The sequence below is a fragment of the Pseudomonas sp. PGPPP1 genome, assembly GCF_002255865.1.
In the GTDB taxonomy this organism is placed as follows: Bacteria; Pseudomonadota; Gammaproteobacteria; order Pseudomonadales; family Pseudomonadaceae; genus Aquipseudomonas; species Aquipseudomonas cremoris.
Genome location: NZ_NKIG01000002.1, coordinates 346,868 through 362,630 on the forward strand (window position 1 = coordinate 346,868; position 15,763 = coordinate 362,630).

The 15,763-nt window shown below is 61.1% G+C and carries 18 protein-coding genes; 5 read left to right on the forward strand and 13 right to left on the reverse strand.

Features of this window, described 5'->3' with window-relative positions; all coding sequences use genetic code 11:
- Positions 1-8: 8 nt before the first annotated feature.
- Complete coding sequence (locus CFE47_RS06030) at positions 9-1,040, forward strand: ABC transporter substrate-binding protein (protein ID WP_286835923.1); 1,032 nt, start codon at positions 9-11, stop codon at positions 1,038-1,040.
- Here the strand turns inward: CFE47_RS06030 and nadE are convergent, their stop codons facing one another.
- From nadE to CFE47_RS06045, 3 genes are read right to left on the reverse strand one after another with little or no spacing between them, the layout of a single operon-like run.
- Positions 1,041-1,850 (reverse strand): NAD(+) synthase, encoded by an 810-nt coding sequence (gene nadE / locus CFE47_RS06035; protein ID WP_286835924.1) that lies wholly within the window; start codon positions 1,848-1,850, stop codon positions 1,041-1,043.
- 1 nt (position 1,851) lies between these two features.
- The gene (gene pncB / locus CFE47_RS06040) at positions 1,852-3,069 is read right to left on the reverse strand and encodes a nicotinate phosphoribosyltransferase (RefSeq protein ID WP_286835925.1); all 1,218 of its coding nucleotides are present in this window, start codon (positions 3,067-3,069) and stop codon (positions 1,852-1,854) included.
- Between the two features lie 11 nt (positions 3,070-3,080).
- The gene (locus tag CFE47_RS06045; protein WP_286835926.1) at positions 3,081-3,728 is read right to left on the reverse strand and encodes a nicotinamidase; all 648 of its coding nucleotides are present in this window, start codon (positions 3,726-3,728) and stop codon (positions 3,081-3,083) included.
- Positions 3,729-3,874: 146 nt separating this feature from the next.
- On the opposite strand from CFE47_RS06045, the gene CFE47_RS06050 reads away from it, so the two are divergent.
- Positions 3,875-4,567 (forward strand): NUDIX hydrolase, encoded by a 693-nt coding sequence (locus tag CFE47_RS06050; RefSeq protein ID WP_286835927.1) that lies wholly within the window; start codon positions 3,875-3,877, stop codon positions 4,565-4,567.
- Positions 4,568-4,711: 144 nt separating this feature from the next.
- Here the strand turns inward: CFE47_RS06050 and CFE47_RS06055 are convergent, their stop codons facing one another.
- Complete coding sequence (locus CFE47_RS06055) at positions 4,712-5,485, reverse strand: L-iditol 2-dehydrogenase (RefSeq protein ID WP_286835928.1); 774 nt, start codon at positions 5,483-5,485, stop codon at positions 4,712-4,714.
- A gap of 18 nt (positions 5,486-5,503) precedes the next feature.
- Positions 5,504-6,763: an ABC transporter substrate-binding protein gene (locus CFE47_RS06060; protein ID WP_502695449.1), complete on the reverse strand. Its 1,260-nt coding sequence runs from the start codon at positions 6,761-6,763 to the stop codon at positions 5,504-5,506.
- A gap of 263 nt (positions 6,764-7,026) precedes the next feature.
- On the opposite strand from CFE47_RS06060, the gene CFE47_RS06065 reads away from it, so the two are divergent.
- Positions 7,027-7,914 carry an AraC family transcriptional regulator gene (locus tag CFE47_RS06065; protein WP_286835930.1) on the forward strand — a complete coding sequence of 296 codons (888 nt, stop codon included), beginning with the start codon at positions 7,027-7,029 and terminating at the stop codon, positions 7,912-7,914.
- A gap of 91 nt (positions 7,915-8,005) precedes the next feature.
- Here the strand turns inward: CFE47_RS06065 and CFE47_RS06070 are convergent, their stop codons facing one another.
- The 6 genes from CFE47_RS06070 to CFE47_RS06095 form a co-directional block, all read right to left on the reverse strand.
- The gene (locus CFE47_RS06070; RefSeq protein WP_286835931.1) at positions 8,006-8,965 is read right to left on the reverse strand and encodes a quinone oxidoreductase family protein; all 960 of its coding nucleotides are present in this window, start codon (positions 8,963-8,965) and stop codon (positions 8,006-8,008) included.
- Positions 8,966-8,993: 28 nt separating this feature from the next.
- A complete protein-coding gene (locus CFE47_RS06075; RefSeq protein ID WP_010564275.1) occupies positions 8,994-9,167 on the reverse strand; it encodes a DUF1427 family protein in 174 nt (57 codons plus the stop codon).
- An 89-nt stretch (positions 9,168-9,256) separates the two neighbouring features.
- Positions 9,257-10,021, reverse strand: a complete 765-nt coding sequence (locus tag CFE47_RS06080; RefSeq protein ID WP_286835932.1) for an AraC family transcriptional regulator — start codon at positions 10,019-10,021, stop codon at positions 9,257-9,259.
- A gap of 67 nt (positions 10,022-10,088) precedes the next feature.
- The gene (locus tag CFE47_RS06085; RefSeq protein WP_185710261.1) at positions 10,089-10,259 is read right to left on the reverse strand and encodes a metallothionein; all 171 of its coding nucleotides are present in this window, start codon (positions 10,257-10,259) and stop codon (positions 10,089-10,091) included.
- 87 nt (positions 10,260-10,346) lie between these two features.
- Positions 10,347-10,802 carry a DMT family transporter gene (locus CFE47_RS06090; RefSeq protein ID WP_185710260.1) on the reverse strand — a complete coding sequence of 152 codons (456 nt, stop codon included), beginning with the start codon at positions 10,800-10,802 and terminating at the stop codon, positions 10,347-10,349.
- A gap of 4 nt (positions 10,803-10,806) precedes the next feature.
- Complete coding sequence (locus tag CFE47_RS06095; RefSeq protein WP_286835933.1) at positions 10,807-11,295, reverse strand: DMT family transporter; 489 nt, start codon at positions 11,293-11,295, stop codon at positions 10,807-10,809.
- A 117-nt stretch (positions 11,296-11,412) separates the two neighbouring features.
- On the opposite strand from CFE47_RS06095, the gene CFE47_RS06100 reads away from it, so the two are divergent.
- Complete coding sequence (locus tag CFE47_RS06100) at positions 11,413-12,345, forward strand: LysR family transcriptional regulator (RefSeq protein WP_286835934.1); 933 nt, start codon at positions 11,413-11,415, stop codon at positions 12,343-12,345.
- 122 nt (positions 12,346-12,467) lie between these two features.
- On the forward strand, positions 12,468-12,716 hold the full coding sequence (locus tag CFE47_RS06105) for a type II toxin-antitoxin system Phd/YefM family antitoxin (RefSeq protein WP_286835935.1): 249 nt from the start codon (positions 12,468-12,470) through the stop codon (positions 12,714-12,716).
- A gap of 13 nt (positions 12,717-12,729) precedes the next feature.
- On the opposite strand, the gene CFE47_RS06110 is transcribed toward CFE47_RS06105, so the two are convergent.
- Entirely contained in the window at positions 12,730-14,049 is a 1,320-nt protein-coding gene (locus CFE47_RS06110) for an Nramp family divalent metal transporter (RefSeq protein WP_185710256.1), read from the reverse strand.
- Between the two features lie 41 nt (positions 14,050-14,090).
- Positions 14,091-15,644, reverse strand: coding sequence for a DUF726 domain-containing protein (locus CFE47_RS06115; protein ID WP_286835936.1), 1,554 nt, complete (start codon positions 15,642-15,644; stop codon positions 14,091-14,093).
- Positions 15,645-15,763 lie beyond the last annotated feature (119 nt).

Genomic DNA, 15,763 nt, shown 5'->3' on the forward strand with positions numbered 1-15,763 from the left:
AAACACCCATGAACCCACGTATTGCGCTGTCCTGCTTGTCCCTCGCCCTGCTCGCCTCCACCGCCCATGCGGCGCCCACGCTGTACCTGGGCATGAACGGCGGCACCATGGAACGGGTGTACGCCGACAAGGTGCTGCCCGCGTTCGAAAAGGCCAATAACGTCAAGGTGGTGATCGTGCCCGGCACCTCGTCGGACATTCTCGCCAAGGTCCAGGCCAACAAAGACAACCCGCAGATGCACGTGATGTTCCTCGACGACGGCATCATGTACCGCGCGATTTCCATGGGCCTGTGCGACACGCTCGCGCCAAGCCCGACCCTGGACCAGATCCCCGCCAAAGCGAAGATCAAGGAACAGGCGGTGGCCGTCACCCTCGGCGTCACCGGCCTGGGTTACAACGCCAAGATGTTCAAGGAAAAAGGCTGGGCCCCACCCACTTCCTGGATGGACCTGGCTGACCCGCGCTTCAAGGAAAAAGTGGTGTTCCAATCCCTGGCCTCGTCCACCTTCGGCCTGCACGGTTTCCTGATGTTCAACCGCATCCAGGGCGGCGATGAGACCAACGTCGAGCCCGGCTTCAAGGCCTGGCCAAAGACCATCGGCCCCAACGTGCTGGAATACATCGCCAGCTCGGCGAAAATCTCCGAGATGGTGCAAACCGACGAGGCGGCGATTTTCCCGCTGACCCCAACCCAGGTCACCACCCAGAAACTGCTGGGTATCCCGATGGAATATGCGCAACCCAAGGAAGGCGCGGTGGTGCTCAACGTGGCCGAATGCGTGATCGCCCGCAACGACCAACCGGAACTGGCGCAGAAACTCGCGGCCTACCTGCTCACCGCCGAGGCCCAGGCACCGGCGCTGGAGGAAGGTGACCAGATCCCTTCGAACCCGACCACGCCGACCACCGACAAGACCCGCGCGCGGGTGGAAGCGATGCAGGGTTACCTGCAGACCGCGATCTCGATTGACTGGGACCAGGTCAACCAGGCGCGGCCCGAGTGGAATGCGCGGTGGAGCCGTTCTATCGAGCGCTGATCAGAGCGGCGCAAGCGGCAGCGCACGTTTGTGCGCGGTCTTGCCGTACGCGTCCTCCACAATCACCCTCACCCGCTCGCTCACCGGTTCGCCCATCAGGTACGCGTCAATCTCTGCGTACGTGCAACCATAGGCATGCTCATCCAGCTTACCCGGCACCAATTCTTCAAGGTCGGCGGTGGGGTGTTTGTGGACCAGGTTATCCGACGCACCAAGGGCCGTGGCCAGCAGGCGGACCTGTGTCTTGGTCAGGCCTGACAGCGGCGTGAGGTCGCAGGCGCCATCGCCGAATTTGGTGAAGAAGCCCATCAGCGCTTCGGCGCCGTGGTCAGTACCAACCACCAAGCCGTGGTGCAGGTTGGCCACGGCGTATTGGGCGATCATCCGCGTGCGCGCCTTGACGTTCCCCTTGATGAAGTCGACATGGGCGGCGTTGGCTTCGCTGGCACTGAGGCTGGCCATGAGGCCGTCGACGCTGGCGGCGATGTTCAGGGTGTCAACCTGATCGGGGGTGATGAAGTCCAGGGAAGCTTGGGCATCGCTTTCGTCGGCCTGGGTTTTATAGGGCAGGCGCATGGCGATAAAGCGCGCAGCGTAACCTTCACTGCGCAACTGCTCCACTGTGAGTTGGCACAGGCGGCCGGCAGTCAGCGAGTCGACACCACCGCTGATGCCCAGCACCAGCGCCTTGCAGCCAGAGCCACGCAATGTGGCTTTGATAAAGTCGATGCGCCGCTGAATCTCTTCGGCTTCACCACCTTGCACCAGTTGCCGATTGATATTGAGCTCCCGTGCGATACGTTGTTGCATGTCACACCTCCACATTGCCGACGTTGAACACCTGGGCTGCGTACTGCAAAAACGAGGCGTCTTCGCAAACATTCTTGATCGGGTCATCCGAGAACTTCACCACCGGTTCACCGTGCACCCGCACCAGTTTCATCACGATGCTCAGCGGTTCCACTCCCTCCACATCACACGCCAGGCTGGTGCCCATACCAAACCCGAACTTGGCCTTGCCCCGCACGTGACGCAGGATCGGCAGGCATTTTTCGAAGTTAAGGCCGTCGGAGAACATCAGGTCCCTGGTCATCGGGTCGATGCCCAGTTGCTTGTAGCGGGCCAGCACCTTGTCGGCCCAGGCGATAGGGTCGCCGGAGTCCTGGCGCAGGCCGTCATAGAGCTTGGCGAAGTACAGGTCGAAGTCCTTGAGGAAAAAGTCGGTGCTGATGCAATCGGTCAAGGCGATGCCGAGGCGACCACGGTATTCACGCACCCAGTTTTCCAGTGCGGCGTTCTGGCTCTCGCGCAGGCGTCCTAGTTGCTGGTGCACCATCAGCCACTGGTGGGCCATGGTGCCGATCAGTGGCAGGTCGAATTCGTAGGCCAGGTGTGCGTTGCTGGTGCCGACGAACTGGCCCGGAAAGTCGCGGCGCATAATGTCGACCACTTCGCGCTGGGCCTTGAACGACAGGCGCCGGCGGGTGGAGAAGTCGGACACGCGCAGGTCAGCCAACTCGTCGCGGCTGAGGTTTTTCTCCAGCCAGTCGAACTTCTGGTAGAGCTTGCGGGTGACGTCCTCCAGGGATACGTCCGGGTATTTGTCGCGGTTGCGCAGTTCGCTGACCAAGGCCAACACCGGCTGTTCGAACATGATGCAGTGCAGCATCGGGCCGATAACGCGAATATTCAGCTGGCCGTCGATTTCGCTGACGTGGATATAACGCAGGTTGAAACGGAACAGGCCGAGAAAGCGCTCGTAGTCCGGCGTGAGGTATTCGCGAAAGCGCGGGTTGAACAGGAAGCGCAACTCGCCCTCACGCATGTGCAGGCCCGCGAGCTTTTCCAACTCGTCGCGCAGCTGTGGAATCAGGTGGCCGAGCTTTTCCCTGGAGCGCACGATGAAGTTGTATTCCACATCGACGTTAGGGTACTGGTGCAACACGGCCTGCATCATGGTGAAGGTGTAGTAGTCGGTGTCGAGCAAGCCCTGGATCACCGGGGACTCGTAGTCGTAGGCACTTTCCATGGTAGGTCTCCTTAACGCGTGGCCTGTGTTGCCAGTTCTTCACGGGTGCGGCTGATGACGGCACCCGCCTTGAGCAGATCGTTGACAGCCTGAATGCCGCCCTCCTCGCTGATACCTCGGCAAGCCGGCAGGTGCAGTACCACGTCGAACCCGGCCTTGAGCAATTGCAAAGCGGTGGTCTTGACGCAGTAGTCCAGGGCCAGCCCGCCGACGATCACCCGAACCACACCGTGGGCCCTCAGGTATTCGATAACACCCGTCGACAGCTTGTCGTGCAGGTCGTGGAAGCACGCGCCATAAGGGTGCAGGTCGGGCTCGACACCTTTCCAGATGAAGTAGTCGTAGTCGTACGGAGTGGGCAACTCGTCGAGCAAAGTGAAGCCCTCGGTGCCCGGTACGCAGTGGCTCACCCAGGTGACATCGGCGTGGGCCAGGCCGGTGGGTTGCAGCATCTCGCTGTGCTGCGACACCACCCAGGGCGCGTGCGGGGTGTGGGCGTCCTTGCTGCCAACACGGTGACCGGCGAGGCTGGCCATGTAGTTGAGTTCAGCGCCGATCTGGTCGCCGCCGACCACCGGCAACTCGTTGGGGCACAGGGGCGTGAAGCTCTTTTGGGCGTCGACGTCGAATGAAGCAAGGGCGGTTTTCGCGAGGTTCATGGCGGTTCTCCTGTGGCCTGGAAATAAAAGTACACGTCATGTACTTTCATTGCAAGATACATTTATTTATCTATGCTGGTGGCAGTACATGACATATCTGCTCGATCCGTTAGACTGTGCCCCGCCACTGTTCATAAGGACCCCACATGCCACTTAGCGCCTACCTGCACACCGTCGACCTGTGCGTGTTGTTCTACTGCCGCGTCTCCGGCGAGTTGAAGCTGTTGCTGAACAAGCGCGACACCGAACCTTTCGCCGGGCATTGGGCGCTGCCAGGCGTGGTGGTCAATGGTGGCGTGCAAGACCTGAGCCTCAAGGATGCGGTGGAGCGCTTGCGCGCAAGTGACAAGGTGGGCTTCAAGCTGGCCTGGAACGAACAGGTGGGCACGGTGGGCGACGCGTTTCGCGACCCGCGCTGCTGGTCGTCGTCCACTTACTACCTGGCGATCGTGGCGGATGATGTTGAGTTGGGTGAGCACCAGGCCTGGTTCACGCTGGAGGCCGTAGCCGATGGCAGCATCAAGCTGCCGTTCGATCACAACCTGATCGTCGCGGCGGTGCAGGAGCGGCTGTTGTCCAAGTCGCTGTACAGCAGCTTGCCGCTGATGTTCCTGGGCAATGAATTCAGTGCGCCGGAAGCCACCGCGATTTTTTCCCGGGTGCTGGCACGGCCGGTGTTGAAGACCAGTATTCGCCAGCGACTGTTGAAACTGACCGAGGCCGGGTATTTGCGTGAGACGGGGCGCAAGAAGCAAGGCGAGGGAGGCCGGCCGCAGGCGACGGTGGAGGTTTTGAAGCCTGGCGACATCTACTTCTTTGATCGCAGCTTCGCTGACTAGCACCCATTCCAAGAACAATAAAGGTCAAAGGTGGGAGCTGGCTTGCCTGCGATGGCGGCCTGCCAGCGACTTATTCATAACCTGACGCACCGCTATCGCAGGCAAGCCAGCTCCCACAGTGGATCTACGTTGTTTGGATAGGCTCTAGTTCATCCAGTTGCCGCCATCGACGTTATAGGTCTGGGCAACCACATAATCGGCATCGGTGGAGGCGAGAAAAATCGCCATTCCAGTAAGGTCCTGCGCTGTGCCCATTCGCCCAAACGGCACCTCCTCCCCTACCCGCTTTTTCTTCTCGCCCGGTGCCAACCCTTCATGCCGGGCGAACAACGCATCCACGCCATCCCAATGTTCGCCATCCACCACACCGGGGGCAATCGCATTGACGTTGATGCCCTGCTTGATCAGGTTCAACCCGGCCGACTGTGTAAGGCTGATCACCGCCGCCTTGGTCGCGCAATACACCGCCACCAACGGCTCACCACGGCGCCCGGCCTGGCTGGCCATGTTGATGATCTTGCCGCCATGGCCCTGGCGAATCATCTGCCGCGCCGCTGCCTGTAGGGTGAACAGCGTTCCGGCGACGTTAATCGAGAACAGCCGATCAAAGCTGTCGCGGGTGATGTCGACGATGGGTGCCAAGTCGAACAATGCGGCGTTGTTGATCAGGATATCCAGCTTGCCGGCATGGGTAACCACCGCGGCAATCGCATCGTCGATAGAGCCTTGGTCGGTGACATCCATCGCCACCGCGTAGGCCTGCGGCCCCAACTCAGCGGCCGTGGCCTGGGCCCGCTGCAGGTTGATGTCGGCAATGGCGACCGTCGCGCCTTCATCGATGTAGGCCTGGGCAAAGGCCCGACCAATTCCGCGCGCAGACCCAGTGATCAGCGCGCTTTTCCCTTCAAGTCGTTTCATGGCGAAGTCCTGTAAAAATCACTTGGGATAACCGGCGCGTTTCATCTCGCGCTCGGTGGTGGACTGGGCTTCCAGCAAGGCCTGGTCAACCGACATGCCGCCAGTGAGCGCCGCCGAGAACAGTTTGCCCACCGAGGTGCCGATGGCCTGGAACTCGGGAATGGTCACGTACTGGATACCCACGTACGGCACCGGTTTGGCCGACGGGTGCGCGGGGTCGGCGTGTTTCATCATCTCCAGGGTCACCTGCGCGAACGGCGCGGCCTTCAGGTAGGCGTCGTTGTAGGTGGATTGGCGAGTGCCCGGCGGCACGTTGGTGATGCCCTCTTTTTCGGCGACCAGTTGGATGTAGTCCTTGGAGGTTGCCCAGGTGATAAAGGCCTTGGCCGCGTCCTTGTGCTTGGACGTCGCCGGGATCGCCAGGGACCAGGCGTACAGCCAGGACGAGCCTTTGTCGGTGACTTCGGTCGGCGCGGCGGCGAAACCGACGCTGTCGGCGACCTTGCTTTGGCCCTTGTCGGTGGTGAAGGAACCGGCGACGCTGGCATCCACCCAGATCGCGCATTTGCCGCTGTTGAACAGCGCCAGGGTTTCGTTGAAACCGTTGCTGGACACGCCAGGCGGGCCGTATTGCTTGAGGGTATTGACGTAGAAGTTGGCGGCGGCGGTCCACTCGGGGCTGGTCAGCTCAGGCTTCCATTGCTCATCGAACCACCGCGCGCCAAAGGCGTTGGCCATGGTGCTCAACAAAGCGATGTTTTCACCCCAGCCCGCTTTGCCGCGCAGGCACATGCCGTATTGGTCCTTGTCCTTGGCCGTGAGCTTGGCGGCGAACTCACCGAGCTGGGACCAGGTGGGGTGCGTGGGCATGCTCAGGCCGGCTTGCTTGAACAGGTCGGTGCGGTAATAGGTGACAGTGCTTTCGCCATAGAACGGCAAGGCGTACAGGGTGTTGTTGACCGACAGGCCTTGGCGCACCGAGGGGAAGATATCGTCGGCGTCATAGTCGGCCGGCAATTGGGTCAAAGGCTCCAGCCAGTGCTTGGCCCCCCATAGCGGGGTTTCGTAGGTGCCGATGGTCAGCACGTCGAACTGGCCGCCTTGGGTGGCGATGTCGGTGGTCAGGCGCTGGCGCAGCACGTTCTCTTCGAGCACAACCCAGTTGAGTTTGATGTCTGGGTGCTGCGCCTCAAATACCTTGGACAGGCGCTGCATGCGGATCATGTCGCTGTTGTTGACCGTGGCAATGGTGACGGTGTCGGCAGCGTGGCTGGGCATGGCCAGCGTCAGGCCGGAAAGCAGGAACAACGCTTGCGGGAACTTGAACATAGCGGTTTCTACCTGTTGTTTTTGTTGTTGAGGGCCGATTACAGCAGCTTGCCTGGGCCCTTCACAAACGCCTGGCGGATGTTCGACTGATACTTTTTTAACCGCCGCCTTCAAGTTAAAAAAGTATCAGTTCCGCGTGAAAGCGAGGGTAGCGCACACCGGAGCTGGGCGCGTATTTTGAAGCGATTCAAAGAATCATAAGAAGCCTCGCCATGCCTGCCAGCCGCGCCCAGCTGTTCGAGCACCGCCCCGCCGAACTCGAAGTGATCCTGCCCGAACCGGACCACTGCTTCCGCTGGTTCGAACACGACTACCCCTACGACCTGGCGCGCTGGAACCACCACCCCGAATTCGAAATCCACCTGATCCGCCAAGGCAGCGGCAAGCTGGTGGCGGGCGACTACATCGGCGCATTCAGCGCCGGGCATGTGGCGCTGATCGGCCCAGACCTGCCCCACGACTGGATCGGTGAACTGGCGCCTGGCGAATACCTGAGCGGTCGCGACGTGGTGCTGCAATTCGATGGCGCCGCCCTCCTCGCCTTACGCAAGGCCCTGCCGGAGCTTGGCGATTTGCAGCCATTGTTCGAGCAGGCCCGGCGCGGCCTGGAATTCAGCGGCGACACCGCAGCCCACGCGGCGCGCCTGATGGAAAGCATCGGCCACGCCCAGGGCCTGCAACGGTTGATCCTGTTCCTGCAACTGCTCGACGTGTTGAGAAATGCCCCGCCCGCGCAAACAAAGGCCCTGGCCAGCCCTTGCTACGCGCCGACGCTGGATGCGCGCAGTGCCGAGCGTATCAACCAGGCGTTCGATTACCTGATGCGTGAACTGACCGGCGACGTGCGCCTATCCGTCATCGCCCAGCAATTGGAGATGAGCGAGCCGGGCTTCTCGCGCTTTTTCAAGCGCAACACTGGCCACGGGTTTATCGACCTGATGCGCAAGTTCCGCGTGCAGCGTGCCTGCAGGCTGTTGCTGCAAAGCGAGATGTCGGTGGCAGCTATTTGCTTTGAAGTGGGTTACGCCAACCTGTCCAACTTCAACCGGCACTTCCGGATAGAAATGGGCCAGACACCTAGCGAGTACCGACGATCCTGAAAAACTGATCTTCTTGGGAAAAGGCGTCCCGAAGCCATATAAAAATCAAAATGTGGGAGCTGGCTTGCCTGCTCCCATATTTTTCACCGTGTCAGGGCAGGAAGATGATTTTATCTGCGCTGCCGCTGTTCACTTCGCCATAGCTCTGCAAACCCTCCGCCAAGGCCACTTCCCGTAAACCAGTCGGCAACGGCAACGACCCTTCATCGAAGAACCGCCCAAACTGCTCCAGCATCACCGCGCATTGCTCGCAGTTGTAGAGCAATGAATTGATCCCCACCACCGAACCACCCTTGCGGTACAGCGCCAGGGCCGGCAGTTGCACATGCCCATCCACGGGCGCTGCGATGATGGCGATGCGACCGAACGGTGCCAGGCCTGCGACCGCAGCGGGCAACCAAAACCCGGTGGTATCGAAGATCACATCGGCGCCGCCCTTGAACACGGCATTGACTTGCGCCCCCAACGCTTCAGGCTGGCCCAGGGCAATCGCTTCAAACCCCAGCCCCTGCAACACCTCGACCTGCTCCGGCCGACGCACCGCCGCCAGCACCTGGGCACCGCGGATTTTCGCCAGGGCCAGGGTTGCACTGCCCACAGCTCCATTGGCCCCGATCACCAGCAACCGCGTACCCTTTGTCACGCCGCTGCGCTCCAGGGCATCCCAAGCGGTGGTGTACGGCACACCCAGGCTGGCGGCCTGGGCAAAACTCAAATGGGTTGGTTTGTGCGCCACGCCCTTGGCTGACACGGTGAGGTACTGGGCGTGGGAACCGTCGGCAAAAAAGCCCAGGTCGCGACCGGTGCCCCAAACTTCCTGCCCAACCAGCGCCGGCGGGCCCTCGACCACAACACCCGCGAAGTCACGACCGGGAATGCGCGGCAGTGTGGTGTAGGGAAAACGACCCAGTACGTTTTTGACATCGCTGGGGTTGAGTCCAGCGGCTTTGATCTGTACCAGGACTTCATCGGCAGCCGGTACCGGAGTGGCGATGTCGACGAAACTGAGGTGGGCGAGATCGCCAGTGGCGGAGAATTGCAGTGCTTTCATGGCCAATATCCATCGAAGGGAAAAGAAATCAGGACAACCAACCGCTGACCAACTGACGCCCCATGGGCCAGAGCTTTTCGCCCAGCAGCATGCCCATCAGGCCCACCAGGGCGATGGCCGGCGGTGCGGGTGAGCGGAAGTCCAAGGCGCCGTAGATCACGCCGACAAACAGGCCGATGGCGAGGGAGATCAGGTAGTTCATGAGAGCAGCGCCTTGTGGGTTGATGGGCTCAGTGTAGAGAGCCCAATCCTGAAGTACCGGCCAAGTACTTCAGGATTTCGGCCAAATCCTCAACCCCGGTAGTGCGAGGGTGCCACCCCCAGCTCACGCCGGAACATGTCGCTGAAACTGCTGGGCGAATAGCCAAGGGAGCGGGCAATGCCGCTGACGGGCTCGCCCTGGATCAACTCCGCCACCGCCGTGGCCAGTTGCACTTGGCGACGCCATTCGGCAAAGCCCATGCCCAAGGTGGTCTGGAACAGCCGCGCCAAGGTGCGCACGCTGGCACCGGCTGTTTCGGCGTGGTGCTCGAAAGAAATCTCCAGCGACGGCGCGGCCATGACAGCCTGGCAGGCATTGATCAGGCGGCGGTCGCCGTCTACCGGCATGGCGATGCGGATTTGCGAGCGGCGCGCCCGTTGCAGTTCCAGCAGGGCCAGGCCAACCACCGCGTCGTAGTACGCCGAATCCCCGTTATCACCCTCGTCCACCAGCGTGACGATCAGCTCGCGCAGCAGCCCACCCACTTCTATCACCAGCACCTGGCTGTCCAACGTTGCCGCCAATGCCGGGCGCAGGTAGATGTTGCGCATCTGCAGATCCGACACCACACGAATCCCATGCTCCACGCCGGGCGGCAGCCACACCGCACGTTGCGGCGGCACTACCAGCGCTTCGCGCGGGGTCTCGACCCACATCACGCCACTCATTGCATAAAGCAACTGGCCCCAGTCGTGGCTATGGGGCTCTATGTGCAAACCACGCGGGTAGGTGCGCGCCAAGGGCTGCACGGGGACGGCGTGATCACTGAGGTCGGGGGGCGCAGCCAAGGCCATGGGGAGCACATCTAGCTAGGGTGAGCGGCCATGGTAATGACCGCCACCCGACAAGCCGAGAGAATTTTCAGCCATGCGCCGACTTGGCACACTCACAGCCGGTCGCAGCCGCGCAGGGCTCACCGTGGGCATGGTGCTCGGCGCAGCCTTTGCAGCAATAACTCTTACCGTCTTTCATTACGGCGTTCTTGCCCACCACACATTTGCAGTGAGGGCAGGCACAGGTCTTATCAGGCATGGTCAGACTCCTTTTTCATGGTCGTCCAGGTGCGGCGAGCGCCACACCCTAAGCAGTGACTATAGGCAAGGAATCACGCCGCACCGGTCAATCCGCCCGGCGGGTATTGCTGCGGTACATGAACACCAGCGCCAGCGCCAACAAGAGCATCGCCACGACACGGCTGCCGGACAATTCGATGGCAGGGTTGCCCAGCCAACCAAAGTTGTCGATGAGCATGCCCATGCCCAGTTGCCCGACAATCACCGCCACCGTGGCGACTGCCGTGCCCACGACCGGCACGGCGCCGACCATGACCATCATGTACACAACGCCGAACAAGGCGCCGGTCAACTGCCACTTTGGAACATCCAGCAGGCTGCTGGCCTGGGCGGGCTCGAAGAAGAAAATCAACAACGCCGTCGTCAATGCACCCACGGCAAACGTCAACAGGCTGCTGCGCAACACGCCCACGGTCTGGCCCAGGCGCCCATTGATCGCCGCCTGCACACTCAATACCGCGCCAGCGGCAATCACCAGTACCAATAATAGAATCAGATTCATCGCCTTACCCTCGTGCAATCAGAACAAGTGCCGCCACAATCAACGCCAGGGCGATCCAGCGCTCACCGTTGACCCGTTTGCGAGCCGTGCCGAACCAGCCGAAATGGTCGATCAACACGCTCTTGCCGACTTGGCCCGAGAGGATCGCGATCATGGTCATGGCAATGCCGATATGGGGCGTGGCCAGGGTCAGCACCACCACGTACATCGGCCCCAGGAACCCGCCGATCAGTTGCCAGCGCGGCAAGTCGTTCAGCGCCGGGCCCTTTTGCGGGCCGCTGAACAGCAACAGCAAATACAGGATCGCCGAGCCCACGCCGAAGATGCTCAAGGTCGCCCACAAATGCCCGACCTGTACGCCCAATGGCCCAAGCAAACCGGCTTCGACCGACAAGCCCATGCCCGCCAGGATCACCAACGGCAACAACAGCAACCGCAAGCCGTTTTTTTTCGGAGTGGCCTGCGCCACGCCCTCGATGGAACTCGCCTGCATACATCACCTGCACTTCAATAAAGGAAACATGGCGCGCATTATCCGGTGGCCGTGCTGTGCGATAAATGGGAGCATGCGGACAACACCTTTGCGAAATACGCACAGAACGGAGCCACGATGCAGGGTTTGAATGAATTGAGTTTCAAGGCGCTGCGCCTGTTTGTCGCGGTGCTGGACCTTGGCAGTTTCTCCGAAGTGGCGCGCCGCGAAGGCCTGGCGCCCTCCTCTATCTCCAGGCAAATCCAGTTGATGGAGCAGGCTCTCGGCCAACAATTGCTCTACCGCCACACCCGTGCGGTCAGCCCCACCGAGGCCGGTCGACTGCTAGGAAAGCACGCGCGGCTGATGCTGGAACAATTGGAAGCCGCCGGCCAAGCGTTGCAAGAGCAGGAAAGCGAACCCAGTGGCCTGGTGCGCATCAATGCGCCGATGGTGTTTGGCCAACGCCACCTTTCACCGTGGCTGGGTGAGCTGTGTCGCCGCTATCCAAAGTTGCAACTCGAGATCCAGCAAACCGACACCTACGTCGATCCCCTGCAAGACGGCACCGATTTGCTGTTTCGCATCGGCGTGCTTAACGACTCCAGCATGCAGGCACGCATCTTCGCGCCCCAGCGTTTTCGCATCGCCGCAAGCCCTGCCTACCTGGCCAAACACGGCACGCCCCAGCACCCCGATGAACTGGCCCACCACCAATGCCTGGCCTACAAAGGCATCACCGGCCAACAACGCTGGTTCTTCCGCCGCGACGGCAGCGACTGGACGCCCTACAGCGTCAAGGGCCCCATCACCGGCAACCACGCCGACACCCTGACCCACGCCGCCGAACAAGGCCTGGGGCTGGTGGTGTTTCCGTCCTGGCTGATTGGTGAAGGCCTGCGCGCAGGCACATTGCAGGCGGTGCTCACGGAGTATGAAGTGGCGACGACGCTGGAACCGCAGCAGATTGCGGCGCTGTGGCCCGGCAGCCGGCGGTTGTCGCTGAAGGTGAGGACGGTGATTGATTACTTTGTGGAGTGTTTTGGGCGGGTGCCGTATTGGGACCGGTGAAGTGCACAGCTGAGGATATTTCCTAGTTGGGAAAGTAGGTTCGGTCTGATTTTCGGGGCCAGTATTCCATGCCAGATCTGGCTACCCGCAAACTCCAGCGAATTGCGCTAGGAAGATACGTCATGAATGCGACACCTGCGGCCATTAAAGTCACCATAAGCCAAGCGAGAGCTAGCTTTTCAAAATGGGTCAATCAAGCCAGTGAAGGGAAAGTCATCACTATCACGCGGCATGGGCAAGCAGTTGCCCTTCTCGTTGCTGCGGAAAAAAATAGTAAGAGCCGGATTGGCACAATGAAAGGGAATATCGCGGTACCAGATGATTTTGATGCCTCACTCCCTGACGACCTGTTGAATGCGTTCGAAGCTTGATCTGGACCAACGCTCAAAACACCCACTGCGCAATCAACCACGCATTCGCCCCGCTGATCACCGCAAACAGAAACCACGCCAGCGCCTTCGTAGGCAGCCGATTCACAAACGGTCCCATCAACTGCTTATCGCCCGTCATGCGGATCAACGGATACAGCGCAAACGGCAACTGCAGGCTGAGTACCACCTGGCTGAGGATCAGCAGCTTGCCGATAGCATCGTCGCCCATCAGCCAAACGCCCAGAAACGCCGGGATCAACGCCAACCCGCGCGTGATCAGGCGACGTTGCCAGCAGGGAATGCGCAGGTTGAGGTAACCCTCCATGATTACTTGCCCGGCGATGGTGCCGGTGAAGGTCGAACTCTGCCCTGAGGCCAGCAAGGCAACGCCGAACAGGATGCTGGCGAACGCGCCGCCCACCAGGGGGTCGAGCAGGTGGTAGGCGTCCTGGATCTCGACCACGTCAGCATGGCCAGTGTTGTGGAACGCCGCAGCGGCAAGGACCAGGATCGCGGCATTGACCAGCAAGGCCAGCGCCAGCGAACCGATGGTGTCGATGCGTGCCAGCTTGACCGCATCCTGCTTGCTGGCGAGGTCCTTGCCGATCAGGCGGGTCTGCACGATCGAGGTATGCAGGTACAGGTTATGGGGCATGACCGTGGCCCCCAGGATACCGATGGCCAGGTACAGCGGCGCGGCATCGCTGATGGCTGACAACGATGGGGTAAAGCCGCTGAGCACATCCGGCCAGTAGGGTTTGATCAACACCAGCTCGATGAAGAAACACACACCGATAGTTGCCACCAGCGCCAGCATGATCGCTTCCAGGCGGCGAAAACCACGGTTTTGCAGGGCCAGTATCAACAGGGTGTCAAAGGCGGTTATGACGATGCCAGTAGTCAGCGACACGCCGAGCAACAGGTGAAACGCCAGGGCACAACCCAGCACTTCGGCCAGGTCGGTGGCGATGATGGAGATTTCCGCCAGCAGCCATTGGGTACGTGCCGAGCGTTTGCTGTAGCGTTCGCGGCACAACTGCGCCAAGTCCTTGCCGGTGGCGATACCCAGCCGCGAACACAGGCACTGCACCGCCATTCCGGCCAGGCTGGCCAGCAGCACCACAAACAATAGGTTGTAACCGTAACGTGACCCGGCCTCGATGGCCGTGGCCCAGTTGCCCGGGTCCATGTAGCCAATGGAGATCAACAGGCCGGGGCCAGCGAACATCAGCATGCGCTTGAAGAACGAAGCCTTGGGGTCAACGGCGACGGAGCCGGCCACTTCCGGCGGGCAGAACGGGGCGGTAGCGATTTTCGGCAGGCTGAATTTCACGCGGTATCCCAGGCAAACACACTCGATAGGCAAGCAGCTTATCAGTCCGATGCAACCGTGCGCATTACCGTATCCCGAGGCAGATCGAATGCCTCGACCACTTGCACCACCAGGTCCATCTCCTGATTGAGCGCATCACGCTCCATGCGCTGGCGAATCACCCCGATCACCAGCACCGCCGAGGTAGTGATTGAATACGCAGGGCCGGAAAACGCCCGCACGCCAGTCACCAACAGCATCGCCGCCGCCAACGCCTGGCCCACCACCGGGATCGCCGTTGCGGCACCCCGGCGCAGAATAAAGCCGGTCAGCCCCGCCAACGCCGTGCCACTCAAGGCGGTGGTAGCTGAGCGGCCCATGTCGAACCGGCTGAACAACCCTTGCTCTTTTTGCGCGGCCGCCTGGAGTTCTGCGTCGAATACCTGCCGGTCGGCATGGCTGAGTTTGTCCTTGTACTGTTCGATCAGTTTTTCCGCGACGTGGGTTTCCAAGTCCTCCAGCGCAACGGCCTCCAGGGCACCATCAAACTTGATCCCCAGCCGCTGGGCGACATCTTCGGCGATTTGCCGGTAACTGACGCCATGACCACGTGCCAGATTCATAAAGGTATCGCCGCCCATGCGCTGCAACTCGACCGCCAGCTTGAGCGGCTCGCGCACGCTGGCATCGATGGATGCACTGCGTTTCTGGGCCATCAGTTCGGCGAGGAACTTCAACTCTTCCGGCCGCGCCTGCACCAAAGGCGGGAACAGGTCTGCGTCCTCTTCGGCAAAGCGCACTTCGCTGCTGCGCTGATCGGTGCGGATCATGCCGCGCCGCTCGTGCAACAAGTCGGTGTACTGCACCACTGTCTGCAATTGCGGCCAATAGGCGGCGTGATCAAAGGTCGCTAGATGCACGTTGGTAACCTTGGCCTTGAGTGCGGGTGTCACGGGGATCGCATAACGGCCGATGCAGCGCTCGGTATCCGGTTTCATCGCCAGCGCCCAGTCCTTGCTGGAGTGGCAATTGATCACACGCCCCTTGAGCGGCGCCGCCACGGCATCCCATGGACTGGATGTACAGATCGCCCCGCCCATCAGCAACAGATTGTCCAAGGGCAGTTCACGGGCGGTTTCAGGGCTGGCCAGCAGGCTCTTGACCAGAATGCGTGCGCCCAGGGAATGACCGATCAGGTTGATACGCCGTACCTGCAGGGACTCACCGCGCAGATAACCGGCCAGCTCCGGCAGCAAGCTCTTGGCCACTTCGTCCACCCGCGCCTCGACGCTTTTATAGTGGTCGAGAAAATAGGCAATCGCCTTGCCCACGCCAACCGTCGCAGCGCCCAGGCTACCGCCGCCCAGCATCGCCCCCATCACATCCTTGAACGGTGCAAACAGGTTTTCCAGGAAATGCCCCGCCGGCCAGAACAGCATCAGGTTGGTCGAGCCTTCGATCCCGGCCAACTGTTGCGTGAACTGGCCCAGTTGTTGTCGGTTGAAGAACGCCGAATAACCGTGAACATAGAGATTGAGCACATCGCCCTGAGGCTCGCCGCACAGTACGAACGTGGGCTTGCGGGTGCGGTGCATTTCATCCCACTGGTGCTGCATGGGGCGGTGACTCCGGGTGACGAGGGGTCGCAATAGTAACAAAGGGTGGCCCAGCCCAAGGTGAAAACCTGATGAAGGCCACGCGTCAACGCCGTACGGGCGAGGGAAAAGGCACCGCG